Origin of the sequence: Sphingobacterium siyangense, from assembly GCF_023277505.1 — a bacterium.
Taxonomy (GTDB): Bacteria; Bacteroidota; Bacteroidia; order Sphingobacteriales; family Sphingobacteriaceae; genus Sphingobacterium; species Sphingobacterium siyangense.
In genome coordinates this window covers 3,310,857-3,333,575 of record NZ_CP080574.1, presented here as the reverse complement: position 1 = coordinate 3,333,575, position 22,719 = coordinate 3,310,857, and the positions used below count along the sequence as shown (strand labels likewise).

The window sequence follows — 22,719 nt, the reverse complement described above, 5'->3', positions numbered from 1 at the left end:
TATTCCAAAACGGAATTTATGCCTATATCGGCGCTAAATAATGAATTAAAAAATAGGATAAAAAAAGATTGCTTTTTCTGATTTAGAGACAATCAAATTAGGATGCAAACGTTATGTTAATGTTTATGCTTAGAAACAGTGTTGTATGAGAAAAAGAGTAAATTATACTGTCCTTTTCTTGGTTAGTTTGTTGTTTTGCAGCCCATTTCCGGGTAAAGCAAGTACACTTTCTGTTGCCGAAGGGGAGGACAATGGCTGGACCGAAGGATATGATCTTAGTTTTAGGGACAGTAAAAACAATGTGTTGACCCTAAATCAACTCAAGGGGAAAGTTGTGGTTATTAATTTATGGGCGACATGGTGCCCACCTTGTCTTGCGGAGATGCCTTCATTGGATCAACTCTATAAGGATTTTAAAAGCAACGATAGTATTATTATTTTGTCTGTCGATATTGATGGAAATCTTAGCGCTTCGAGGAAATTTATGGCGAAAAGGAAATATAGTCTACCTGTCTATCAATTAAATTCGGCGTTGCCGAATGGATTGAGTACCACAAGCATACCCACAACAATTATTTTGGACAAGGCTGGTAAGCTGGTCATTAAGCATGTAGGTGGAATGAATTTTGGGTCGCAGAAATTCAGAAAATCCCTATTGGATTTAAGTAAGGAATAGATTTTGATGTTGGAGATTATATTAATATAATGGAAGATAATTTATGTTTCATTTAGCATTTATGGCATTTTCTTGCTAATTTTGCATGCTAATTGTATAAGGAGAAATTATCTATGCCGGTCAAACTTCCTAATAACCTTCCTGCCATTGAGCTGTTGAAAAAGGAGAATATATTTGTCATGAGTGATTTAAGAGCAAATGAGCAGGACATTAGACCGCTTCGCGTTTTAGTGCTGAACTTGATGCCGCTTAAAATTACGACAGAGACAGATTTTATTCGTTTGCTGTCAAATAATCCTTTGCAGGTGGAAATGGAATTTTTGCGACTTGAAACGCATGTGTCAAAGAACACTCCTGAAGAGCATTTGGAAATGTTTTATAAGAGCCTCACTGAGGTTAAGGAGAATTTCTACGACGGAATGATTATTACGGGGGCTCCAGTTGAAATGGTTGCTTTCGAGGAAGTGACCTACTGGGCAGAAATTCAGACCATCTTCGATTGGGCACGAACCCATGTAACATCAAGTTTGTATATCTGTTGGGCATCTCAAGCTGCATTGTATCATTTCTATGGTGTAGAGAAGAAGCCATTAGCGGAAAAGCTTTTTGGTGTATTTAAGCATACTACGTTAAACAAAAGACATCCGCTATTCCGTGGATTTGATGATGAGTTCTTTATACCGCACAGCCGCCATACGACCATTGAGAAGAATGATCTACTGGCGAAAGAGGGTTTAGAAATTCTTTCGGAATCGCCGGAAGCAGGTATTGCTATTGTTTCTTCACGAGGTGGACGAGAATTTTATTTGACGGGACATTCAGAATATGCTCCTTTTACATTGGACGAAGAGTATAAAAGAGACTTAGAAAAAGGGCAGGAGATTGCTATGCCTGCAAATTATTATGTCGATGACAATCCCGAAAATCGTCCTCTAGTGCGTTGGACAAGCCATGCGAACCTGCTTTTCAATAACTGGTTGAATTACTTCGTGTATCAAGAAACTCCTTTTGATCTGAAAGATGTGGTTTACTTAGGCGAAATCAAACAAGGATAATTTAATTCATTTCAAACAAAAACGGCTAAAAAAGCATTCTATTCATGTTAAGTGATTAAATATGAAAAAGACTGCTTTACTAGTTGGTTCTGTTCTTTCATTTTTTGTATTGAAAGCACAGGTTACGCAAGAAGAAAATCAAAAACTGAAAGAAGCGAATGGTACTTTATGGTATGCTAATCCGTGGGTCTGGATCGCTGGTATCGCTTTATTCTTCCTTATTTTTATCCTTATACTACGCAAATCAACCCGCAATAAAGCATAGACCCAGCTATGCTTCTTACTTTTGGTTGTCATTAGAACCATATTTGTTGCATCAACAATAGAAGAACTTTTCTTAAGTTTGTGTATAGCGATAAACAAACTAAATTTTTATATGAAGAAAAATCTACTTTTAGCAGCCTTGTTAGCCTGTGGCTCGTTGGCAAGCCATGCGCAAAACAATGCAATCAATGTGAGTTACATGGATAAGAGTATTCGTCCGCAAGATGACTTTTATAATTTTGTGAACGGGCAATGGATGAAAACGGTCAAAATACCTTCTGATAAAGCACGTTGGGGTTCTTTTGACGAATTGCGTGAAAATACCGATATTGCTACTTTGAAGGTTTTGCAAGAATCATTATCTGGACAGTTCCAAAAGGGTACAGACAATCAGAAGATAGGTGATTTGTATAAATCATTTGTGGATATGAAAACGCGCAATAAACTTGGTTTAGCGCCTGTTAAACCTTATCTCACTAAAATTGCAGCCGTTAAGAATTTCGATGATTTATATAAATATCTTGTTGAGGTAGCACCCATTGGTGGAAATCCTTTTTTTAGTGGCTATGTATATGCACATCTTAAAAATTCCGATGTTAATACGGTATACCTTGGTGGCGGAAGTCTAGGTTTAGGACGTTCATATTATCAAGTAAAAGACAAGAAGAACGAAGAAACCTTAACTGACTATTCAAATTATATTTCTGCACTTTATGCTAAATCGGGCCAAGTTACGAAGGATTTAAAAGGTCCAAAAATTGTTGCTTTTGAAAAGCAGATGGCCGCAAACCTTAAAACTGTTGAGCAATCACGTGATGCTAATGGTCGATATAATCCGATCGCTGTAGCAGATCTAAAAAAGATGGTGAAAAACGTGGATATTGCAAAGTACCTAAAGGATGTCGGTTTTAAGGCTGATACTGTGATTGTGCCGGAAATAAAGTATTATGAGAATTTGGATCGAGTTTTCAATCCTGAAAATCTACCGCTAATCAAAGAGATATTGACATTTCATATTTTAAATAATGCAGCGTCATATACTACACAGGAGCTTAATGATCTGTATTTTGACTTCTGGGGTCGTAAGTTAAAAGGACAAAAGGAGCAGCGTGCTTTAGATAAGCGTGGTGTGGAATTTGTCAATTCGATCGCAGGAGAATTATTAGGGAAATTATATGTGAAAGAAAACTTCCCTCCGAAGGCCAAAGCTGAAGCTGAAGAACTTGTAAGCTATCTTGTTAAAGCTTTCGGGCAGCATATCAAGGGATTAACTTGGATGTCGGATGAAACGAAAGTAAAGGCATTGGACAAACTGGCTAAGTTTAAAGTTAAAATTGGCTATCCGGATAAATGGAAAGATTATAGCAAACTTGATGTTGGTACATCGTTGTATGAAAATGTATTGGCTTCGAGTAGATGGGCATTTTACCAAAATTTGGCGAAACAAGATAAGCCAGTAGACAAGTCAGAATGGGGGATGACTCCGCAGACTGTAAACGCTTATTATAGCCCATTGTTTAACGAGATTGTCTTTCCGGCAGCTATTCTCCAGCCGCCGTTCTATGATTATAAGGCTGATGCTGCAGTTAATTTTGGTGGTATCGGTGCGGTAATTGGTCATGAACTTTCGCATGGATTTGACGACCAGGGTGCGAAATACGATGGAAACGGAAACCTGAACAACTGGTGGAGCGACAGTGATAAGGCGAAATTTGAAGCAGCGGCTGATGCTTTGGTACGTCAATTTGAATCCTATGAACCTGTACCAGGCGTTTTTGTGAACGGTCGCTTTACATTAGGGGAGAATATAGGGGATTTGGGAGGCTCATCAGTTGCTTTTGATGCATTGCAACTCTATCTGAAAGATAAGGGAAATCCTGGATTAATAGATGGTTTTACGCAGGACCAGCGCTTTTTCCTTTCCTGGGCTACCATATGGAGAACGAAGACAACAGACGAGTTTGTGGTCAATCAAGTGAAAACTGATCCGCATTCTCCGGCACAGTACCGTGCTTTTGCGCCGATCATTAACCTGGATGCTTTCCATAAAGCTTGGGATACAAAGAACGGCGACAAAATGTTTGTTCCAGTCGATAAGCGTATCAAAATTTGGTAGGTTTCGGCTATAGGTAATGAAAAGCGGGTGTATTTAAAATTAAATACACCCGTTTTTTGTTTATTTAGTTTATACTATTTCATCCATTTCAGAACCAAATAGAACCCGATTGCCGTTGCAGATAAAGTCAATGCAGTTGCCCACCATAGTGTTGTAAAACCAAAGGAGTCAACTATGCTTGTCCCTAAAAGTGGTGAAAATATATTTGCAGCTGAAAAAGCAAGGGAATTGAAGCCCATGTATGCTCCTTGTGTTTTGGGTGTCGAGCGGTTAACGGAGACCGTTGCCATAAAGGGTAATGTCAGCATTTCGCCGAGACCAAAAATAAAGAATGTGAAATATAACCAACCCAGCCCGCCTGTAAAATTTAGCATGGCATAAGAGCTGGCACATAAAAATGTTCCAAAGACGAGCGTGCTAATTAACGAGAATCTTTTTTCAGCGATATGGACGATAAACATCTCCAGCAATACGATAACGAAACCACTCCAACCGAGTAGAAATCCGATTTGGTGGTCGTTCAAATGGTGGACTTCACGGTAAAAGATAGGTAAAGTGGTAATCAGTTGAAAGAAACAAAATGAGAAAATACAACAAAAGATATTGAATAAGACAAAGGGCAGGTCTGTATAAGGATTTCGTCCTTTTTGAGGTAATTCGTTTTCGGAGATAATCTCTTTTTTTGATTTGATATCGCTTCTTTTTTGTCGTTTATGAAAAAAGACAAAGAAAATGACTGCAGCGCAAAGGACGGCAAAAGAATTTCCATAAAAGATCCAATTGAATGAGATGGTGGCCAAAAAGCCAGCAACCGCTGGGCCGATTGAAAATCCCAAATTTATGGCTAGGCGATTCAATGAAAAAGCACGCGTGATATTTTCTGGTTTAGCGTAACTCGCCACTGACACCGAGTTTGCAGGTCTAAAGGCGTCAAAGATTAAGCTTAACGTAAAAATCATGATGGATAACGACTGCACCTCTTTGAAATGTGGAATCAGTAAGAATAAAGGAGCAGCCAATACGAGACTTCCGAACTGAACCTTGAAACTACCAATCCGATCAGTCAGCCAGCCACCGATATAGGAACCACAAACGGAGCCGAATCCATAACTCATCAATACCACACCGACCTGTTTAATGTCAAAATGTAGAACCTGGGTCATGTAGAGACCAAGAAAGGGAATCACCATACTTCCCATTCTATTGATGAGCATAACTATGGCAAGTAGCCATGCGGCTTGAGACAGTCCCTTAAAGGAGTCGAGGTATATCGATAAAATTCTTTTCATTGAATGATGAATCAGCTTGTATAGATCGTATAAGTTTTTTAATTCATACGTCTTCTTGTAGTATTGGTAAAAAAAATGCCAAATTGATTAGTCAACTTGGCATTTATTAAAATTAGATCACATTATGCCAACATGGACTCCGGAATTGAAGGATTGACTTGATAGGTACTTGCGACCATTTGTTTCTTCTCAGACCCCGGTTCCATAATAAAGTCAATTCGTCCCAGATTAATCCCGGCAAAACCGACTTGATTCACAACGGTCTTCGTTCCTTTTAAATTGGTAACCAGTGTTGGTTCATTTAAGAAGGTGTGAGTATGGCCGCCGATAATTAGGTCAATATCTGAGGTTTTAGCGGCAAGGATTAGATCTGACACTTTATCGTTTTCATATTGATAGCCCAAATGCGATAAACAGATGACCAAGTCACATTTGTGTTTTTCCTTCAATATGCGGACCACCTTGTCGGATACTTCAATAGGATCCAAATATTTCATTCCCTTGAAGTTATTGGGGTCAACCAATCCTTCAATATCTACTCCTAGTCCAAACACGCCTATTTTTATTCCACCTTTATGGAATATGGTATAATCCTGGGTTTTCCCCTCCAATACAGTTCCTTTGAAGTCGTAATTGGCCGTTAAGAACGGAAATTTAGCGTGATCCAGATACTTTACAAGGCCGTTAAGACCATTGTCAAATTCATGATTTCCGAATGTTCCCGCATCATAACCCAGCTTTGTCATGAGATCAAGTTCAAGTTTTCCTCCAAAAAGATTAAAATAGGGGGTACCTTGAAACATATCGCCTGCATCTAGTAATAGAAGATGTTCTTCTTCTTTGCGGATTTTATTGATAAGTGTACTTCTGCGCGCAACACCAGCCAATCCCTGATATTTACCGCCGTCCATTGGAAACGGTTCAATACGGCTATGAACATCGTTGGTATGTAAAATTGTAAGTTTTACCTTTTTGCTTTTCGCGTCGACTTGAAAAGGAAGTGATCCCAAAGCAACTGCAGCAGAAAATCCCCCAACTTGCTTGATAAATGATCTTCGGTTAATTGATTTTAATTCTTCCATCTAATTCTGCATTTACTTTTTTGCCTTCTTTCGTTAATTCACTCACATATTCAATCAAACCTTCACGCATACGTTGCGGATAATCTGCCCGCGATACAGGTTGTGTCAACAGGGTAAGGTTGTCACCACCATTGGCAAGATAATCATAGGTCACTAGTTTATATAACTTATCGTCTTCAATAGCTTGACCTTTGATCTTGATGTCCTGAACTTTGTTGCCTGTAATTTTCAAAGTCATTCCAGCAATAGGTTGACCATGTGTTGTTGCGATATAGTCAGCAAGCTGACGAATCTGACTACCCTTTAGTTCGAGTATAGTCAACGTGTTCTCAAAGGGCATAACCTCGAAAATATGTCCTACGGTAATATCTCCTGCTTTAAGGTCATTTCGAATCCCACCCTTTGTTGCGAAAGCTAAATCCGCAGGGTTATGGGCATTATGTTCACTCATCCACAACAAGGCTTCACAAAAAAAGTTGCCCATTAATGTTTCCGCTGTTTTCTCTTTTGTCAATGCTTTGTCCGCATGTCCAATCACACGGTTCATTTCCGCTTCCATTTTGTGCTTGAAGGGCTCGTAGATTGATACGACTGCAGGATCAGCTTGCATATCGCTATTGATATGATATTGTTGGAAATCTTTTTGCGTTGGATGGAGCTGTTTTGTACAACCTGTAACCATCAAAAGCGAAGCGACACCAAGGCTACCAATAAAGGCAATTTGCTTCGATATATTCATTCTTTTTAATTTAACCAAATACTTTGCAAAGTTAGCCAATTATATATGAACAAATCTTATCCAATGTTAGCTAATTTTTAAAAACAACAAAAGCTTAACATTGTTACACATTAAGCTTTGTCCATATAATTAGAAAAATAACAACCTAGTGAACTAATTCCGTGTCAGGAATAGTATTGGCATCCATTTGGCGATCTGCTGATTTCAAGTTCTCCAGCTTATTACCTTGTTGGATGATCTTTTTCCTTTTGCTGCGCGACGACAGTTTGGTGCGATACGCTTTCCAGTTCATCAACAAGACTGAAAATAGAATAACGGCTAAACCGACAATTTGCAAGGAGGTTACCGCGTGCGAAGTGAAAAAATGACTTAAAATAAGTGCAATAATTGGGTTCACATACGCATAGGTACTTACTTCCATTGCTGGACGCACCTGCAATAACCAAATATAAGAGCTAAAAGCAAGAATTGAGCCAAATGTAATTAAATACCCCAAATTGAACCAATCTACAGGCGCCACACTACGCAGTGTAAATGACGCATATTCGCCGGTAAAAAGCGCCGTGATATTAAAGAGTACACCCGCGGTAACCATTTGCCACGCGGTCTTCACCATAACATGTAGATCCTCTTTTTCTTCTTTCTCAGATTTTTTAAAATACTTGGAAATCAATGAACCTACAGTCCAAGCGATAGAACCCAATACTAAAATCGATAAGGCAATCACCTTAAGGGTGCCATCTGTATTGTCATTGGTCGCCATGATCTGTTCAGCAAATAGCATCACAACACCACAGAAACCTAATGCTACACCAGCAACTGTGCTAATGCTGCTAAAGTTTTCTTTCCATTTTGGTTTGTCCAATAATATAAACCAGATTGCAGCAGCAGCAGCAATAATAGCGGCAACACCACCAGATACATATTGCTCGGCCCAAATAACCCCTGCCATATCGACAAAGAGCAATAAAAAACCTACGATTGCGGCCTCCTGAATAGAACGCTTGTTAAATAATTTATATCCTTTTATGGCGCAATATGTCATTAGGATTGCACTGGCTGCAACAAATCGAAACGAACCCAAAATAAATGGGGGGAAACTATGCAATGCTTTTTCTATAAAGAAAAAGGTAGAGCCCCATACCACATAAATAATGAAATAAGCAACAACAACCATTACTGGGCTAGCTGCCTTTTTTTGTCCTTGCAACATAATTAAACCTCCTTTCTATTACTCAGGTATCACAACCTGCTGATCTTCCTTGACTGTCTGAAGTACAATTGTTGTTCGCGTTGAAATAATACCTTCAACTTTACTTAAGGTATTTCGCATGAGATCCACTAAACCTGTAGAATCTGCAGTTCTTACTTTAATAAGGTAACCATCATCACCTGCAATGTCATGTACTTCTTGAACTTCAGGGATTTCGGCAAGTGCCAACCCTACACCCTGTTCGCCAATAATATCATTGGCTTTGATAAAAATAAACGATAAAAGTTTCTGATCGACCGCGGCAGGATTGATCTTGGCACTATATTTTAAAATCACATCTTTTTGCTCAAGCTTCTTTACGCGCTCGAGAATTGCTGATGGTGCCATGCCTAACTCTCTTGCGATATCGGCATTGTTGATCCGTCCATTATCCTGCATTAAGCGCAAGATTTTATAGTCGACTTGGTCTAAATTATATTCTACTTTTGTCATTTCGACTGCAAAGGTAGGTAAAAAAGTATAATATTCAAAATTATTTGTACAATTCTGAATATTATTCTGATAAAGCGGAACGATATGTGAATTTTATTCGAATTCATTGTAAAGAAATCATAACCATCTGGGTTATGGTGCTGAAAGTAAGTATATTGCTTTTTAGGTTGCCTAGCGATATAATTCAACAATTATACCTTTTTCTTAATTTCAGAATAATATTTCTTGTAGACAGGATGACCCCCAATCCAATCAGACAACCTAAACAGACACAGCCAAAGCGATCCAAGGCAGCGAAGTAGGAGCGGCTTTGCTGTTCATGAAGGTAGACGATAATTAGTGCGACCATAGATGTTCGCGCCACAGCCATGATGTTGAGTAGCTTACATGTGATCAACGACGCGACAATGCCAATAATCATGGCGTACAGTTGTGAAATAGGTACAAAATATAAACTAAGCCCGATTGCCGAACCTATAAAATTGGATTTAGCGCGATCGATAGCTATTTTTTTTGATTCATTCTCTTGCGGCGAAATGACCAGGATAATCGATATGAGTGTCCAAGAAACAGAATACTGGGGAAAGGATACAAAGAGTGGGTAGCCTATAAGGAAGCCAATCAATACCCGAATGGTGTATATAATAAAATCAGAATGAAGCGTATAGCGAAGGAATAGATTACGCATATAAGGAAGATATCAATCGTTAACTAAATGATGTAGCGCCACAAAAATACACGCATTGTTTGAAGGAACGAAATAAAATTGACTTTTGTGGTAAATTACCCTGTTTTGCGTTTTTATGCGTTTTTTGTTTTTGATTTGTGCGTTTCTTGCATTCATCTCTTTTTCCGATGCATAAATTTGACTAAATTTGTTTCATACATTAAATGCAGATTAAGTGAAAGATCAAAATCAATTAGCCTTATTAGCGTCTCAACTCAAGGGGGAGCTCTTTTATACCAATGAAACCAAGGATCAAACAATGTTGCTTGCCTATTCGACCGATGCGTCGGTTTATCAGGAAAAGCCGTTGGCTGTAGCAATACCAGCTGATATTGATGACATTAAAAAATTAATTGATTTTGCGCAGCAGCAGAGGATAACTATAATACCACGTACTGCCGGTACCTCTTTGGCGGGACAGGTTGTAGGCCATGGTATTATTATGGATATTTCGCGTCATTTTAAGGGTATTATTGAACTTAATGTCGAAGAGCAGTGGGTTCGGGTGCAACCCGGCGTGATCCGTGACGACTTAAATAGTTATCTTAAACCATTCGGACTGATGTTTGGGCCTGAAACTTCGACGGCAAGCCGTGCCATGGTTGGTGGAATGATTGGCAATAACTCTTCGGGTTTGCATTCAATTGTCTGGGGAGATACACGGCACAATTTGATTTCGGCCAACGTACTTTTGGACGACTGTTCTGAAGTGACTTTTGAGGCGATTGATGAAGCAGCATATTTTAAGAAATTATTATTGGCTGGTCGTGAAGGGGATATCTATCGTAATATGAATGCATTATTGACAGATCCACAGCATTTAAGTGCTATAGAAGCGGGCTACCCCAAACGATCCATCACAAGAAGAAATACCGGTTATGCATTGGATATTCTTGCTGATCGTTCAGCCCCTTTCAATATGTGTAATTTATTAGCAGGATCCGAGGGAACTTTGGCTATCGTTACAGAGGCGAAACTCAAATTGATGTCCTTACCACCTCAGGAGCTAGGTTTACTCTGTGTTCACTTTGCAGATATGGTGGAGTGTATGCATGGCAACGTGATTGCCCTGGAGCATAAGCCAGAAGCATCTGAATTGGTAGACAAATACATCATGGATTTCACGGTTGGGCATCCAACCTATAAGTATAATCGTTTTTTTATTGAGGGTGATCCCCAAGCTTTATTAATTGTTGAGTTTAGGGGGCAGACAGCAGCTGAAACAGAATCGAAAGCGATGGCCTTGAAAGCGGATCTAATTGCTCGTGGCTTAGGATATGCCTATCCTTATATTACCGGTATTGAACAGACGAATTTAGTTTGGGATGTGCGCAAAGCGGGCCTTGGTTTAATCCGTAATTTGCCTGGGGACAGTCAGCCTGTAAATTTGATTGAAGATTGTGCTGTTTCACCTGAGGACCTACCTGCTTACGTGCGGGATATTCAAAAGCTTTTGATAGAAGAGGGCGTACACGCATCTTATTATGCGCATGCAGGAGCGGGAGAGCTGCATATCGAACCCTTTGTAAATCTGAAAACAGCAGCCGGGAAACGTACTTTTCGTTCAATCCTCGAGAAGACGAGTGATCTTGTGTTAAAATATAACGGTTCGCTGAGTGGTGAGCACGGTGATGGTCGTCTGCGCGGAGAGTTTATTGGCAAAGTGCTTGGCGAAAAAGTTTATAAATTACTTGAGGAAGTCAAATTCATCTTTGACCCACAGGGAGTTTTTAATGCAAATAAGATTGTTAACACACCGCCGATGGATTCTCATTTGCGCTATGACAACGATAACAACCGAACTGAAATAAAGACCTACTTCGATTTTTCTAAAGATGAGTCTATCCTTCGGTTGGCGGAGAAGTGTTCTGGTTCGGGAGATTGCCGAAAGACTGAAATTACAGGTGGAACAATGTGTCCGTCGTTTATGGCTACACGTGATGAAAAAGATACAACACGGGCACGGGCAAATATGCTGCGTCAGTTTTTGACGAATTCTACAAAGAAAAACCGTTTCGATCATGAAGAGATCAAAGAGGTCATGGATCTCTGTTTAAGTTGCAAAGGCTGCAAAACGGAGTGTCCTTCCAGCGTTGATGTTGCTAAAATGAAAGCAGAATTTTTACAACACTATTATGATGAGCATGGCGCGGGGTTTAGAACAAAATTAATTGCTAATTTCACCCAGTCTCAGAAACTTGGATCGTGGGTTGCACCTCTTTATAATTTTGTGGTCAAAAATGATTTCTTGTCGGGAATGGTCAAAAAAACAGTAGGATTTGCGCCAAAGCGTTCCTTGCCAACCGTCAATGGAACGACCTTAACCCAATGGGTAAAAAAGCAAGCAGTGGTAAGTGATGCCAAGCGTCGTGTTTATCTTTTTTCGGATGAGTTTACGGAATATAATGATGCAGAGATCGGTATTACAGCATATAAATTATTGACGGCATTGGGGTATGAAGTAATCATTCCAAAACATGTGCAAAGTGGGCGGACTTATCTTTCCAAAGGGTTTGTGAAAGAAGCAAAGAAGATTGCGAATCAAAATATCCATTTCCTAAAGGGGTTAATTACGGATGATACGCCACTTTTAGGCGTTGAACCATCAGGGATAATTACATTTAGAGACGAGTATTTGAGTTTAGTAGACGATGATTTGCGGGTTGAGGCACAAAAAGTAGCCAAAAATGCGTTGATGATTGACGAATTTCTGTTGACTGAAATGAAGGCTGGGCGTATTCATCCGGAACAGTTTACTGGAACAACAAAAAAGATAAAGCTGCATGGTCACTGTTACCAAAAGGCTTTTCACCTCGTGACTGTGACAGAACAGGTTCTATCATTCCCGACGAATTTTAGCGTAGAAACTATTCCTTCGGGCTGTTGTGGTATGGCAGGATCATTTGGTTATGAGGCTGAACATTATGATGTTTCGATGAAAGTGGCCGAGCTGGTTTTGTTACCAACCATACGTAAAACATCATCCGATACGCTAATTGCTGCGGCGGGTACTTCCTGTAGGCATCAGATTAAAGATGGTGTAGGAAGAAAATCTTATCATCCTGTGGAAATTTTATACGATGCTTTATTGAAATAAAATAAAAACATTGATAATAGTTGTTTGTTATCAGTAATAATGGTAATATTATAAGAGCAATATTCATTAATAACTGATAACAAACAATTCAATATGTACAAGATTCAATCTATAGCATTTCTTGCAACCGCTACGGTGCTGATGGCTAGTTGCGGAAATTCCAATCAGAAGAAAACTGATGGAAGTGATACAACAACGGTTAACAAAATTGAAGGTGTAAAAATCGAACAATTTACGAATGGTACACCGGGCGCAGAAAAGAAGAACTTTTTTCTACGTATCACAGATGAGATCTTAACCGATTCAAGTCGGATTTATATCACAAAATCTCTTTACAAACAAGATACTGTTGGAGCGAAGTTTGAGGTTGTAGATTTTATACCCGCAGGTATAATAGACGGCCAGCCGAGTGATGACGTCGGTTTTACCAAAGGTAAAATTAGAATCTCGTCATCGGGTCAACAGTCTGATAATTTAATTAAAGCGTTAGGTGACTTATTTCAGACGCCTACAACTGATTCTTTTACAAAAGATGTAATTCTTCCGAATGTCTTTTCATCCAATAAGGTGAATGCTGACTTGTCCAAAAAAACAGCATATAGCTTTAAACTATTTTTGGACAATAAAAAAGCTGCTCCAGCGGAGCTCTTCTTTAATGTAGACACATATAAGCATTCTATTGAATTTTCAGAGAAAGATCCTTCGTTCCGTGCTGGTTTGTTGTCAGCGTTAACCGGTAAATAGGGAAGCTGTGACATGTGCCGCTACTTCGATGAGCCCTAAGTTGTATGCTCAGGTGTAGTGTATAGATTGATTATAAAATAAAAACGGCTAGAAATTATCTAGCCGTTTTTATTTTATGTGAAAAAGAGATAGATTTGTACTAATATATTTAGTTTACAATGAAACGGTCCGGCACTGCAGATCTCCCATTACATTATGGAAAAGTACCAGCGTGGCTTTACGAACGAATGGCTTCCCTAGGTCGTTCAATAGTTGAAGTTATCCTTATGGATTATGGTAAAGATGAAGTTTTAAGAAGACTAGCGGATCCATTCTGGTTTCAGAGTTTCGGTGCTGTTCTCGGGATGGATTGGCATTCTTCAGGGATCACAACGGCTGTTATGGGGGCATTAAAACGCGCTATTAATCCAGATGCGAAGTCGCTGGGGCTTTATATCTGTGGGGGGAAAGGCAAATTGTCTATGCAGACCCCACAGGAACTACTTCAGTTGTCAGATCGAATTGGGTTGGATGGCAACGGCTTGATTCGCAGCAGTAAGCTTGTCGCTAAAGTGGATAACACAGCCATTCAAGATGGTTACCAACTGTATTTACATAATTTTATCGTAACAGATAGTGGTAATTGGTCTGTTGTCCAGCAAGGTATGCATGAAAAGGATGGCACCGCTCGTCGCTACCATTGGCATTCTGAAAAGGTCAAGTCGTTCGTTGAAGAACCTCATGCTGGCATCAGTGGGCCTTCGCAAGGTATAATCCTCAACTTGACAGCTGCAGAAGCGGCAGCCAATAGAGCCGGTATCATGAATATAGTGGGAGAGGATTCAAGTAAAGTAATGCAAGATTTCGCTAAACTTATTATGCCAGCTCATCACGATGTACGTGCTGCAGATGTTGACTTGAAAAGATTGGGAGCGATGTTGTATGTCGCCCGAGAAAGTCAACCAAGCCATTTTGAAGATCTACTGCTGTTAAAAGGAGTTGGCCCCCGCACGTTACAGTCATTGGCCTTGGTTAGTGAGGTTATCCATGGAGCGCCTTCACGGTTCAACGACCCCGCACGATTTTCCTTTGCTCATGGCGGAAAAGATGGACATCCTTTTCCGGTTCCATTAACCATTTACGATGAGAGCATTCAGATTTTACAAAAAGGTGTTGAAAAATCTAAATTGGGTTATGGTGAAAAGTTAAAATCAATCAACAAGTTGCACCAGATCGTCCTGGATAGCGAAAGAGATTTTCAGCCAAAGTTTGATATTCAGCAAATTATAGCGGAGGAACGGAGGGATTCTTGGCAGTATGGAGGCAGGACAGTCTTTGGAGATGCAGAACCTTTGCGAACAAATGGACGGGGTTTGCAATTATCACTTTTCTAGCGGAAATCAGCGGATTGTAATTGTTTTGTTAAAATGTGTTAAAGATCGTTAAAATTATTTGTACGCTAGTATATTTGCCCCGCAATGAAAGCGGTTATTACCATACTCCTTTTCCTATGCTTCTTATTTATCAGAAGCAGTAATAGCCATGCTGTGCTCATTGAATCCGATCGACCAGCTGTTAGTTTTATGTATCAGCATAATCATGCTGACGTACAGCAGTATATTGATGCATCGGTTGATCACATCGATCCGCTATTTTATGGTAATATACACGGTGATAATCCCGTTATAGAAGAATTTGATGCCGAGAATTTTCAATTGACCAAGGATTTGCAGGTAACCTCTCAATTTGTTGCGCTGCTGCTTTTTGCAATTGTCCTTTTTGTTTTTGTTTTTCGATTTGCAAAGAAGATTCCTTTTTGCAATTTCATAGCCTATCTTTTCCCTCAAAGATATGTTCTTCAACAAAACTGGAGAATTTAAAATATACCCTTCGAAATTTCATATGCTTTGGTGGATATCCTAAGGGATGCTCCATTGCGTTGTAATCGATTTGTACAATCTATTGACAAGTCGGAACGACCATAAATCAAAGTAGAGGTTATTTCACCAACCAGCACAACAAACAATCAAACTTATTTTTTTAATTAGACGCTTACAAATGAAAAGAGTATTTATGCTCGCTAGTTTGGCTATTAGCTTATGCCAAATCGGGTGTACTTCCAAAAAGGAAGAAAAGGAAGAAAAAGAGAAATTTACAGCGACCTCTCCGGTACAAATGGATACAACTATCCGTAAGGATTTTGTCTCCCAGATTAGATCTTTCCGAAATATTGAGCTTCGGGCTCAAGAGAAAGGCTATCTTGAGCAGATTTTCGTGGACGAAGGACAATTTGTCCATAAAGGGCAACTCCTTTTTCGGATTATGCCGAAGATGTATGAGGCCGAATACCGCAAATCTTCTGCAGAAGTTAATGTAGCAGAAATTGAAGTTCAAAATACAAAAACATTAGCTGATAAAAATGTTGTATCGCCCAACGAACTCGCTATGGCTAAAGCGAAGCTTGAGCAAGCCAAAGCTGCGGCAGCGATTGCAAAATTACATCTCTCCTTTACAGAAATCAGGGCACCTTTTGACGGAACCATTGATCGGATTCCATTGAAATTGGGAAGTTTGGTGGATGAAGGTGAATTATTGACAAGTCTGTCCGATAATAGTGAGATGTTGGTTTATTTCAATGTTTCCGAACCAGAATATTTAAGTTATCAAACTAACGTTAGTAAACGCGGGGATACCCATGTGGGCCTGTTACTTGCCAATAATGAGCTATTTGCTCAAAATGGTCTTGTAGAGACCATAGAAAGTGAATTTAACAGTGAAACAGGAAATATTGCTTTTAGAGCGAAATTTCCCAACCCAAACCGTCTATTAAAACATGGCGAGAGCGGCAAGGTGGTAATGAACTTTCCGTTGAAACAGGTTTTAATTATTCCACAGAAAGCGACATACGAAATGCAGGACCGTAAATATGTGTATGTAGTCGATAAGGATGGCAAATTAAAAGCTCGTCATATCACAATCGGTAACTCCCTACCAGATCTGTATGTGGTAACGAGCGGACTTCAAAAAGATGATAAATTTTTGTTGGACGGTATTCAGAAAGCAAAAGAGGATGATAAAATCAGCTACAGCTTTGTGCAACCTAAAGACGCCATTTCAAATTTGAAGTTAAAAACAGAATAGACCCCTTACACTTAAATTACTATGTTTAGTCGTTTTATAAATAGACCAGTACTTTCGATCGTTATATCACTGATCATTGTGTTTTTGGGTGTGCTTTCTATGGTACAGCTTCCTGTAACACAATTTCCATCTATATCGCCACCGAAGGTGAATATCACTGCGGAGTATCCTGGAGCAAATGGTGAGTTGATGATTAAATCAGTTATCATTCCGCTAGAGCGGGCGATAAATGGGGTTCCGGGCATGAAATACATGGCTTCTGATGCCGGTAACGACGGGGAAGCAAGTATCCAGGTGGTATTCAACCTAGGAACAGATCCGAATCAGGCTTCATTAAATGTGCAGAACCGTGTGGCTTCTGTGGTGAATAAGCTTCCTCCAATTGTGGTACGTGAGGGGGTTAAGATTACACGTGAAGAATCCAACATGCTCATGTACATCAATCTCTATAGCAAAGACAAAGAGCTTGATGGAAACTTTATGTATAACTATGCGGACATGAACATTGTCTCCGAATTACGTCGTGTAGACGGTGTTGGGGTGGCTAATATTCTTGGAACGCGCGAATTAGCGATGCGTATTTGGTTGAAACCAGATCGTATGACAGCCTACAAGATCTCTGCAGAAGAGGTGATGAAAGCCTTATCAGAGCAGAGTTTGGAAGCTTCACCAGGTAAAGCCGGCGAGTCGTCTGGTATGACCTCCCAATCTTTCGAATATGTATTGAAATACCCGGGACGTTTTACGACAACCGAAGGTTATGGCAATATCGTGTTACGTGCGGGTGAAAATGGTGAAATGTTACGCTTAAAAGATGTTGCGGACATCAAATTCGGTTCGGCGATGTATGATATCTATTCTACACTGAACGGAAAACCCTCCGCAGCGATTGTCTTAAAACAATCCTATGGAAGTAATGCTTCTCAGGTAATCCAAGACGTTAAAAGTAAAATGAAGGAATTGAAGGCATCTTTTCCTAAAGGGCTGGATTACGAAATCAGTTATGACGTTTCAAAATTTTTGGATGCATCCATGGAAAAGGTGGTCCATACTTTATTGGAAGCATTTGTGCTTGTTGCTATTGTCGTCTTTCTATTCTTAGGAGATTGGCGCTCGACCTTGATTCCAACCATTGCAGTGCCGGTTTCATTGGTGGGATCATTTTTGTTCATGCAATTTTTTGGAATTACCATTAACTTGATCACCCTGTTTGCATTGGTGCTCGCCATTGGTGTGGTTGTGGATGATGCGATTGTGGTTATTGAAGCCGTCCATGCCAAAATGGAAGAGCTTCATATTTCGGCCTATAAGGCAACCAAAAAAGCGATGCATGAAATCAGCGGTGCCATTGTTGCGATCACTTTTCTTATGGCGGCGGTTTTTATCCCCGTTGCCTTTATGTCTGGTCCCGTAGGAATATTCTATCGGCAGTTTTCCATTACCATGGCAACATCCATCATCCTATCGGGTGTTGTGGCATTGACACTGACTCCAGCATTATGTGCGATCATGCTGAAGAATAATCATGGCAAGGCAAGAAAGAAATCCATTATCGATAAGTTTCTTGATTCTTTCAATAGATTGTTTGATAAGATGTCCAACAAATATGTTTATTTGTTGAAAGGGATAGTGGATAAACGGGTGTTTACATTTTTAGTATTAATTGGTTTTTGTATTGGAGCCTACTTTTTGAATAATGCTGTTCCTGCAGGTTTTATCCCCAATGAAGACCAGGGGATGATTTATGCCATTATTCAAACGCCGCCGGGATCGACATTGGAACGAACCAATTTAGCAGCCCAGACATTGCAAAAAGAAGCTGAAAACATTGATGGTGTACAATCGGTATCGTCGTTAGCTGGTTATGAAATCCTGACTGAAGGAACTGGAGCAAATACAGGTACTTGTTTGATCAACTTGAAAAGCTGGGAAGAACGTAAAGAATCCTCGCAAGAGATTATTGAGCAACTAGAGGCTGCTGCCAAAAATATCCCAGGGGCGTCTATCGAGTTTTTCCAACCACCAGCCGTACCGGGCTATGGTGCCGCGGGTGGATTTGAGCTTCGTCTTCTGGACAAAGCAGGTTCTGGTGACTACAAGAAAATGGAAACGGTAAGTAAGGATTTTGTTCGTGAGTTGAACAAGAGGCCTGAATTATCGTCTGTATTTACCTTCTACAGCGCGAGTTTTCCGCAGTATATGTTGCATATAGACAATGATCTGGCGCAACAGAAGGGTGTTACCATTGATAATGCGCTGAATACGCTTTCGACTTTGGTTGGTAGTAATTACGAAACGAACTTCATTAAGTACGACCGCCAATATAAAGTTATGGTGCAGGCTTTGCCGCAATATAGGGCTTTGCCGGAAGATATCTTAAAGCTATATTTGAAGAATGAAAAAGAAGAAATGGTCCCATTTTCAGCATTTATGCATATGGAAAAGGTTTATGGTCTTTCTGAGATTACTCGGCACAATATGTATATGGCATCTGAAATCTCGGGCTCTGCCGCACCAGGCTACAGTAGTGGTGAAGCCATTCAGGTGATTAATGAAGTCGCTGCCAAAACGTTACCTCGAGGCTATGGCATTGACTGGGCTGGTATCTCCAAAGATCAGGTAGGTCGTGGAAATCAGGCAATTTATATCTTCTTAATTTGTCTTGGTTTCGTTTATTTGATACTTTCCGCTCAGTATGAGAGCTTTATTATGCCTTTTGCGGTGTTGCTTTCTTTACCAATCGGAATCTTCGGGGCCTTTCTATTATTGAAGTTATTGGGATTGGAAAACAACATTTATGCACAGGTCGCTTTGGTCATGCTCATAGGTTTACTTGGTAAAAATGCCGTGTTGATTGTTGAGTTTGCAGCCCAGCGGCATTCGCAAGGATTGAGTATTATTGAAGCTGCCTTGGATGGTGCAAAAGTTAGGTTTAGACCTATCTTGATGACATCATTTGCCTTTATCGCAGGCTTGATTCCCTTAGTTATGGCGTCTGGCCCAGGTGCAATAGGAAACCGTACGATCGGTACGGCAGCAGCGGGAGGTATGTTGTTTGGAACAGTGTTCGGTATTTTAGTGATACCAGGCTTGTACTATATCTTCGGAACTATTGCCTCTAGACGTAAGCTTATTAAACACGAGGATGAAAATCCATTAACTGAAGAACTTGATAATAATGACTAATCGCAGAAAAATACAATGGGTCATTGCATTTTCGCTTTCAGCAGCAGTGACGGGATGTAAGGTTCCGAAAGCGACACAAATACAGGAGAATAAATTTGTTCCGCAGCAATTTACAGACGTAGATAAATCTGACACAACAAATTCAGCATCGGTTAAGTGGCGTGAATTTTTTACTGATCCAAATCTAGTTGTATTAATAGATACAGCGTTAAAAAACAATCAGGAACTGAATGTTACTTTGCAGGAGTTGGCAATCGCAAAGAATGATATTCTTTTACGAAAATGGGCGTTGAAACCTACCGTTGGTTTACGTGCTGGAGGAGGTGTTGAAAAAGTTGGGCGATATACCAGCCAGGGGGCGGGTGATGCCAGCACAGAAATTGCTCCTGGAAAGGAAATGCCGGATCCACTAGGAGATTTGACAATTGGTGCGTATGCCAGTTGGGAAATCGACGTTTGGAAAAAACTTAAGGACTCTGAACAAGCCGCACTCAACCGCTATCTTGCTACGGTAGAGGGGAAAAATTTTGTCTTGAGTAGCCTTATTGCCGAGGTTGCCCGTTCGTATTATGAATTATTGGCATTGGACAATCAGTTGACCATTATCAAACAGAATATCGAGCTACAGGACAATGCACTTGCGGTAATCCGATTGCAGAAACAGGCTGCTCGTGTAACAGAACTGGCGGTTCAAAAGTTTGAGGCTGAAGTATTGAAAACCAAGGGTATGGAATTTGAGACGAGGCAACAGATCAAAGAAACTGAAAACCGTATTAATTTTCTATTGGGGCGTTTTCCACAAGAGATCAAACGCGACAAAAGCAATTTTGTCGATTTGATCCCGGCGAAGGTTCAAACAGGCATACCGAGCCAATTACTGAGCAATAGACCTGATATTCGTGAGGCAGAGTATGAGCTCGCTGCCGCGAAGTTGGACGTACAGATCGCGCGGAAAGAGTTTTACCCTTCTTTGGAGATTTCGGCGGCTTTGGGTTTACAGGCATTCAAGCCTTCTTATCTATTTAAGATGCCTGAATCAGTTTTGTATAATCTAATAGGGGAGCTTGCAGCACCATTGATAAATAAAAATGGGCTTAAAGCGGAATTTAATACGGCCAACGCCAAACAAATACAGGCTGTATATAATTATGAGAAGACAATTCTGAATGCTTACTTAGAAGTCTCTACACAACTTTCTAATATTGAAAACCTAGGGCGCAGCTACGATTTCAAAACAAAAGAAGTTGAGGTTCTGAATAATTCCGTGTCTGTGTCAAATGATCTCTTTAAATCAGCGAGGGCAGACTATATGGAGGTTTTGATGACACAACGCGATGTGCTGGATTCGAAACTTGAATTGATAGAAACGAAGAAGCAGCAGCTCAATGCTGTTGTCAATATCTATAAAGATTTGGGAGGAGGCTGGAAATAAGTTGTTTGTTTGAATGGACCCCGCTAGGCGGGGTTCTTTTTTTATAAGCCTATGCAAACTTCTTTCTTGTGGAAATAGAATTAATGCTTATTTTTAATCGTTATTTAATCAATCGTATTTGTTTTATGGAATCACAAGAGTACATTCTTATCAATGATGACGCTGAAAGGGGAGTGTTTTATAAAAAAACCTATCTTCATGTTGCGCTTTCGATTTTAGCATTTATCGTTTTGGAAACTTTGCTGATCAAATTGATCCCTTATGATTTTATCGTTTGGATGGTTAGCGGAAAATTTATTTGGTTATTCTTATTGGGATGTTTTTGGTTAGGGTCCACACTTTCATCAAGATGGACACTTTCGCAAAGCCGTCAAACCCAATATCTAGGACTAGCTTTCTATATTGTACTGGAAGCGATCATCTTCCTCCCAATGATTTTTATGGCGGTGTTTATGACCGAAGGAATTAGTGTCATTTATCAAGCAAGTATAATGACTTTGGCATTGTTTACTGGGCTTACTGTCGTTGCATTTGTATCCAATAAAGATTTTTCATTTCTCAGGAATATCCTGGTAATTGGGGGTTTCTTATCCTTGGGGGCAATTGTCGCTGGAGCTATTTTTGGTTTTGAACTTGGATTATGGTTCTCGGTTGCAATGATTGCACTTGCTTCCGGAAGCATACTCTATCAAACTCAAAATCTGAAGTATAGTTACGGCAACGAACAATACGTTGGGGCAGCCCTACAGCTATTTTCATCAATAATGTTGCTGTTTTGGTATATTCTACGAATTTTAATGCGCAGAAGATAAATTTTGTTCATTTTAAAAATAAGAAACGGTGGTTAAAGTAAAGTTTATTTTAACCACCTTTTTTTACTTTGTATAGTCTCTATTTTAGTCTATTTTTTAGATTCTTCAGCCCTTGATCGAAATCTTTGTTCATATGCATAAATAAGTTCATAAAGTTCCATGGATAGGGCGATTTTCCTGAAATCCCCCAAGTCACCGACGTTTGATTAGGCGAGATCTCTTTTAAGATGAAATAACCCTTGGCTGGTTCACCCATGCCGAAATCGAGGGATGTTTCGATCGTTTCGCCATCGACTATTTTTGTAATAGTCTGTGAACCTTTACCAACTTTCTTACCATCCCAGCTGGATTTATAGCCAACTTGACCATCTACACCCTGTTCAGTTTTTTTCATTTGGGGATCTGAGAGTTGCCATACACCAAAGTTATCTTGGTTCTTAAGCATTTTTACATAGTTGAACACTTCCTGCTTTGGCTTATCGATCGTGATCTCACTTTGGGCCGAGAAGTCTTTACTGACGAAGATCGCTGTAATTAATGGGATAGCGATGATGATCGCTAAAACAATTAGGATTTTTTTTATAATTTTCATAATCATGTATTTATATAGGTTTTCCTAATAAAGATAAATGATAATTGGGATTTTAACAGGAAAATAAAAGGAAATTATTTGTA

Annotated in this window: 19 protein-coding genes; 12 read left to right on the top strand and 7 right to left on the bottom strand. The window is 39.8% G+C overall.

Annotated features, from left to right (window positions below; genetic code table 11):
* Positions 1-145 precede the first annotated feature (145 nt).
* The 4 genes from K2F45_RS13680 (at position 146) to K2F45_RS13665 (ending at position 4,111) form a co-directional block, all read left to right on the top strand.
* Positions 146-676, top strand: a complete 531-nt coding sequence (locus tag K2F45_RS13680; protein WP_248931729.1) for a TlpA family protein disulfide reductase — start codon at positions 146-148, stop codon at positions 674-676.
* Between the two features lie 113 nt (positions 677-789).
* Positions 790-1,731, top strand: a complete 942-nt coding sequence (gene metA, locus K2F45_RS13675) for a homoserine O-acetyltransferase MetA (protein ID WP_075992669.1) — start codon at positions 790-792, stop codon at positions 1,729-1,731.
* A gap of 61 nt (positions 1,732-1,792) precedes the next feature.
* A complete protein-coding gene (locus K2F45_RS13670) occupies positions 1,793-1,996 on the top strand; it encodes a hypothetical protein (protein ID WP_075992668.1) in 204 nt (67 codons plus the stop codon).
* A 111-nt stretch (positions 1,997-2,107) separates the two neighbouring features.
* Positions 2,108-4,111 (top strand): M13 family metallopeptidase, encoded by a 2,004-nt coding sequence (locus K2F45_RS13665; RefSeq protein ID WP_075992667.1) that lies wholly within the window; start codon positions 2,108-2,110, stop codon positions 4,109-4,111.
* A gap of 74 nt (positions 4,112-4,185) precedes the next feature.
* Here the strand turns inward: K2F45_RS13665 and K2F45_RS13660 are convergent, their stop codons facing one another.
* The 6 genes from K2F45_RS13660 to K2F45_RS13635 all read right to left on the bottom strand — a co-directional run bounded on the left by K2F45_RS13660 (position 4,186) and on the right by K2F45_RS13635 (position 9,614).
* Positions 4,186-5,400 carry an MFS transporter gene (locus K2F45_RS13660; RefSeq protein ID WP_248931728.1) on the bottom strand — a complete coding sequence of 405 codons (1,215 nt, stop codon included), beginning with the start codon at positions 5,398-5,400 and terminating at the stop codon, positions 4,186-4,188.
* A gap of 122 nt (positions 5,401-5,522) precedes the next feature.
* Positions 5,523-6,482 carry a bifunctional metallophosphatase/5'-nucleotidase gene (locus tag K2F45_RS13655; RefSeq protein ID WP_075992666.1) on the bottom strand — a complete coding sequence of 320 codons (960 nt, stop codon included), beginning with the start codon at positions 6,480-6,482 and terminating at the stop codon, positions 5,523-5,525.
* Complete coding sequence (locus tag K2F45_RS13650; protein ID WP_248931727.1) at positions 6,460-7,221, bottom strand: 5'-nucleotidase C-terminal domain-containing protein; 762 nt, start codon at positions 7,219-7,221, stop codon at positions 6,460-6,462. Before K2F45_RS13650 ends, K2F45_RS13655 begins: the two co-directional genes overlap by 23 nt.
* Positions 7,222-7,366: 145 nt before the next feature.
* Positions 7,367-8,434, bottom strand: coding sequence for an EamA family transporter (locus K2F45_RS13645; RefSeq protein WP_075992665.1), 1,068 nt, complete (start codon positions 8,432-8,434; stop codon positions 7,367-7,369).
* 18 nt (positions 8,435-8,452) lie between these two features.
* Positions 8,453-8,926, bottom strand: coding sequence for an Lrp/AsnC family transcriptional regulator (locus tag K2F45_RS13640; protein ID WP_046673335.1), 474 nt, complete (start codon positions 8,924-8,926; stop codon positions 8,453-8,455).
* 184 nt (positions 8,927-9,110) lie between these two features.
* A complete protein-coding gene (locus tag K2F45_RS13635; RefSeq protein ID WP_075992664.1) occupies positions 9,111-9,614 on the bottom strand; it encodes an FUSC family protein in 504 nt (167 codons plus the stop codon).
* Between the two features lie 214 nt (positions 9,615-9,828).
* Here K2F45_RS13635 and K2F45_RS13630 point away from each other — a divergent pair, with 214 nt between their 5' ends.
* The 8 genes from K2F45_RS13630 (at position 9,829) to K2F45_RS13595 (ending at position 22,044) form a co-directional block, all read left to right on the top strand.
* Positions 9,829-12,750 (top strand): FAD-binding and (Fe-S)-binding domain-containing protein, encoded by a 2,922-nt coding sequence (locus K2F45_RS13630; RefSeq protein ID WP_075992663.1) that lies wholly within the window; start codon positions 9,829-9,831, stop codon positions 12,748-12,750.
* A gap of 93 nt (positions 12,751-12,843) precedes the next feature.
* A complete protein-coding gene (locus K2F45_RS13625) occupies positions 12,844-13,494 on the top strand; it encodes a hypothetical protein (RefSeq protein WP_201668344.1) in 651 nt (216 codons plus the stop codon).
* A gap of 158 nt (positions 13,495-13,652) precedes the next feature.
* Entirely contained in the window at positions 13,653-14,867 is a 1,215-nt protein-coding gene (locus K2F45_RS13620) for a DUF763 domain-containing protein (protein WP_248931726.1), read from the top strand.
* A gap of 84 nt (positions 14,868-14,951) precedes the next feature.
* Positions 14,952-15,353, top strand: a complete 402-nt coding sequence (locus K2F45_RS13615; protein WP_248931725.1) for a hypothetical protein — start codon at positions 14,952-14,954, stop codon at positions 15,351-15,353.
* 178 nt (positions 15,354-15,531) lie between these two features.
* A complete protein-coding gene (locus K2F45_RS13610; RefSeq protein ID WP_248931724.1) occupies positions 15,532-16,614 on the top strand; it encodes an efflux RND transporter periplasmic adaptor subunit in 1,083 nt (360 codons plus the stop codon).
* A gap of 21 nt (positions 16,615-16,635) precedes the next feature.
* Positions 16,636-19,800, top strand: coding sequence for an efflux RND transporter permease subunit (locus K2F45_RS13605; RefSeq protein WP_248931723.1), 3,165 nt, complete (start codon positions 16,636-16,638; stop codon positions 19,798-19,800).
* Positions 19,793-21,232, top strand: a complete 1,440-nt coding sequence (locus tag K2F45_RS13600) for a TolC family protein (RefSeq protein ID WP_248931722.1) — start codon at positions 19,793-19,795, stop codon at positions 21,230-21,232. Before K2F45_RS13605 ends, K2F45_RS13600 begins: the two co-directional genes overlap by 8 nt.
* Positions 21,233-21,357: 125 nt before the next feature.
* Entirely contained in the window at positions 21,358-22,044 is a 687-nt protein-coding gene (locus K2F45_RS13595) for a Bax inhibitor-1/YccA family protein (RefSeq protein WP_046673344.1), read from the top strand.
* A gap of 79 nt (positions 22,045-22,123) precedes the next feature.
* On the opposite strand, the gene K2F45_RS13590 is transcribed toward K2F45_RS13595, so the two are convergent.
* Positions 22,124-22,636 (bottom strand): SRPBCC family protein, encoded by a 513-nt coding sequence (locus K2F45_RS13590; RefSeq protein WP_248931721.1) that lies wholly within the window; start codon positions 22,634-22,636, stop codon positions 22,124-22,126.
* Positions 22,637-22,719: the final 83 nt, after the last annotated feature.

Coding starts and splice junctions, on each gene's coding strand:
- K2F45_RS13680 (WP_248931729.1), top strand. CDS start 146: ATGAGAAAAAGAGTAAATTATACTGTCCTTTTCTTGGTTAGTTTGTTG.
- metA (WP_075992669.1), top strand. CDS start 790: ATGCCGGTCAAACTTCCTAATAACCTTCCTGCCATTGAGCTGTTGAAA.
- K2F45_RS13670 (WP_075992668.1), top strand. CDS start 1,793: ATGAAAAAGACTGCTTTACTAGTTGGTTCTGTTCTTTCATTTTTTGTA.
- K2F45_RS13665 (WP_075992667.1), top strand. CDS start 2,108: ATGAAGAAAAATCTACTTTTAGCAGCCTTGTTAGCCTGTGGCTCGTTG.
- K2F45_RS13660 (WP_248931728.1), bottom strand. CDS start 5,400: ATGAAAAGAATTTTATCGATATACCTCGACTCCTTTAAGGGACTGTCT.
- K2F45_RS13655 (WP_075992666.1), bottom strand. CDS start 6,482: ATGGAAGAATTAAAATCAATTAACCGAAGATCATTTATCAAGCAAGTT.
- K2F45_RS13650 (WP_248931727.1), bottom strand. CDS start 7,221: ATGAATATATCGAAGCAAATTGCCTTTATTGGTAGCCTTGGTGTCGCT.
- K2F45_RS13645 (WP_075992665.1), bottom strand. CDS start 8,434: ATGTTGCAAGGACAAAAAAAGGCAGCTAGCCCAGTAATGGTTGTTGTT.
- K2F45_RS13640 (WP_046673335.1), bottom strand. CDS start 8,926: ATGACAAAAGTAGAATATAATTTAGACCAAGTCGACTATAAAATCTTG.
- K2F45_RS13635 (WP_075992664.1), bottom strand. CDS start 9,614: ATGCGTAATCTATTCCTTCGCTATACGCTTCATTCTGATTTTATTATA.
- K2F45_RS13625 (WP_201668344.1), top strand. CDS start 12,844: ATGTACAAGATTCAATCTATAGCATTTCTTGCAACCGCTACGGTGCTG.
- K2F45_RS13620 (WP_248931726.1), top strand. CDS start 13,653: ATGAAACGGTCCGGCACTGCAGATCTCCCATTACATTATGGAAAAGTA.
- K2F45_RS13615 (WP_248931725.1), top strand. CDS start 14,952: ATGAAAGCGGTTATTACCATACTCCTTTTCCTATGCTTCTTATTTATC.
- K2F45_RS13610 (WP_248931724.1), top strand. CDS start 15,532: ATGAAAAGAGTATTTATGCTCGCTAGTTTGGCTATTAGCTTATGCCAA.
- K2F45_RS13605 (WP_248931723.1), top strand. CDS start 16,636: ATGTTTAGTCGTTTTATAAATAGACCAGTACTTTCGATCGTTATATCA.
- K2F45_RS13600 (WP_248931722.1), top strand. CDS start 19,793: ATGACTAATCGCAGAAAAATACAATGGGTCATTGCATTTTCGCTTTCA.
- K2F45_RS13595 (WP_046673344.1), top strand. CDS start 21,358: ATGGAATCACAAGAGTACATTCTTATCAATGATGACGCTGAAAGGGGA.
- K2F45_RS13590 (WP_248931721.1), bottom strand. CDS start 22,636: ATGAAAATTATAAAAAAAATCCTAATTGTTTTAGCGATCATCATCGCT.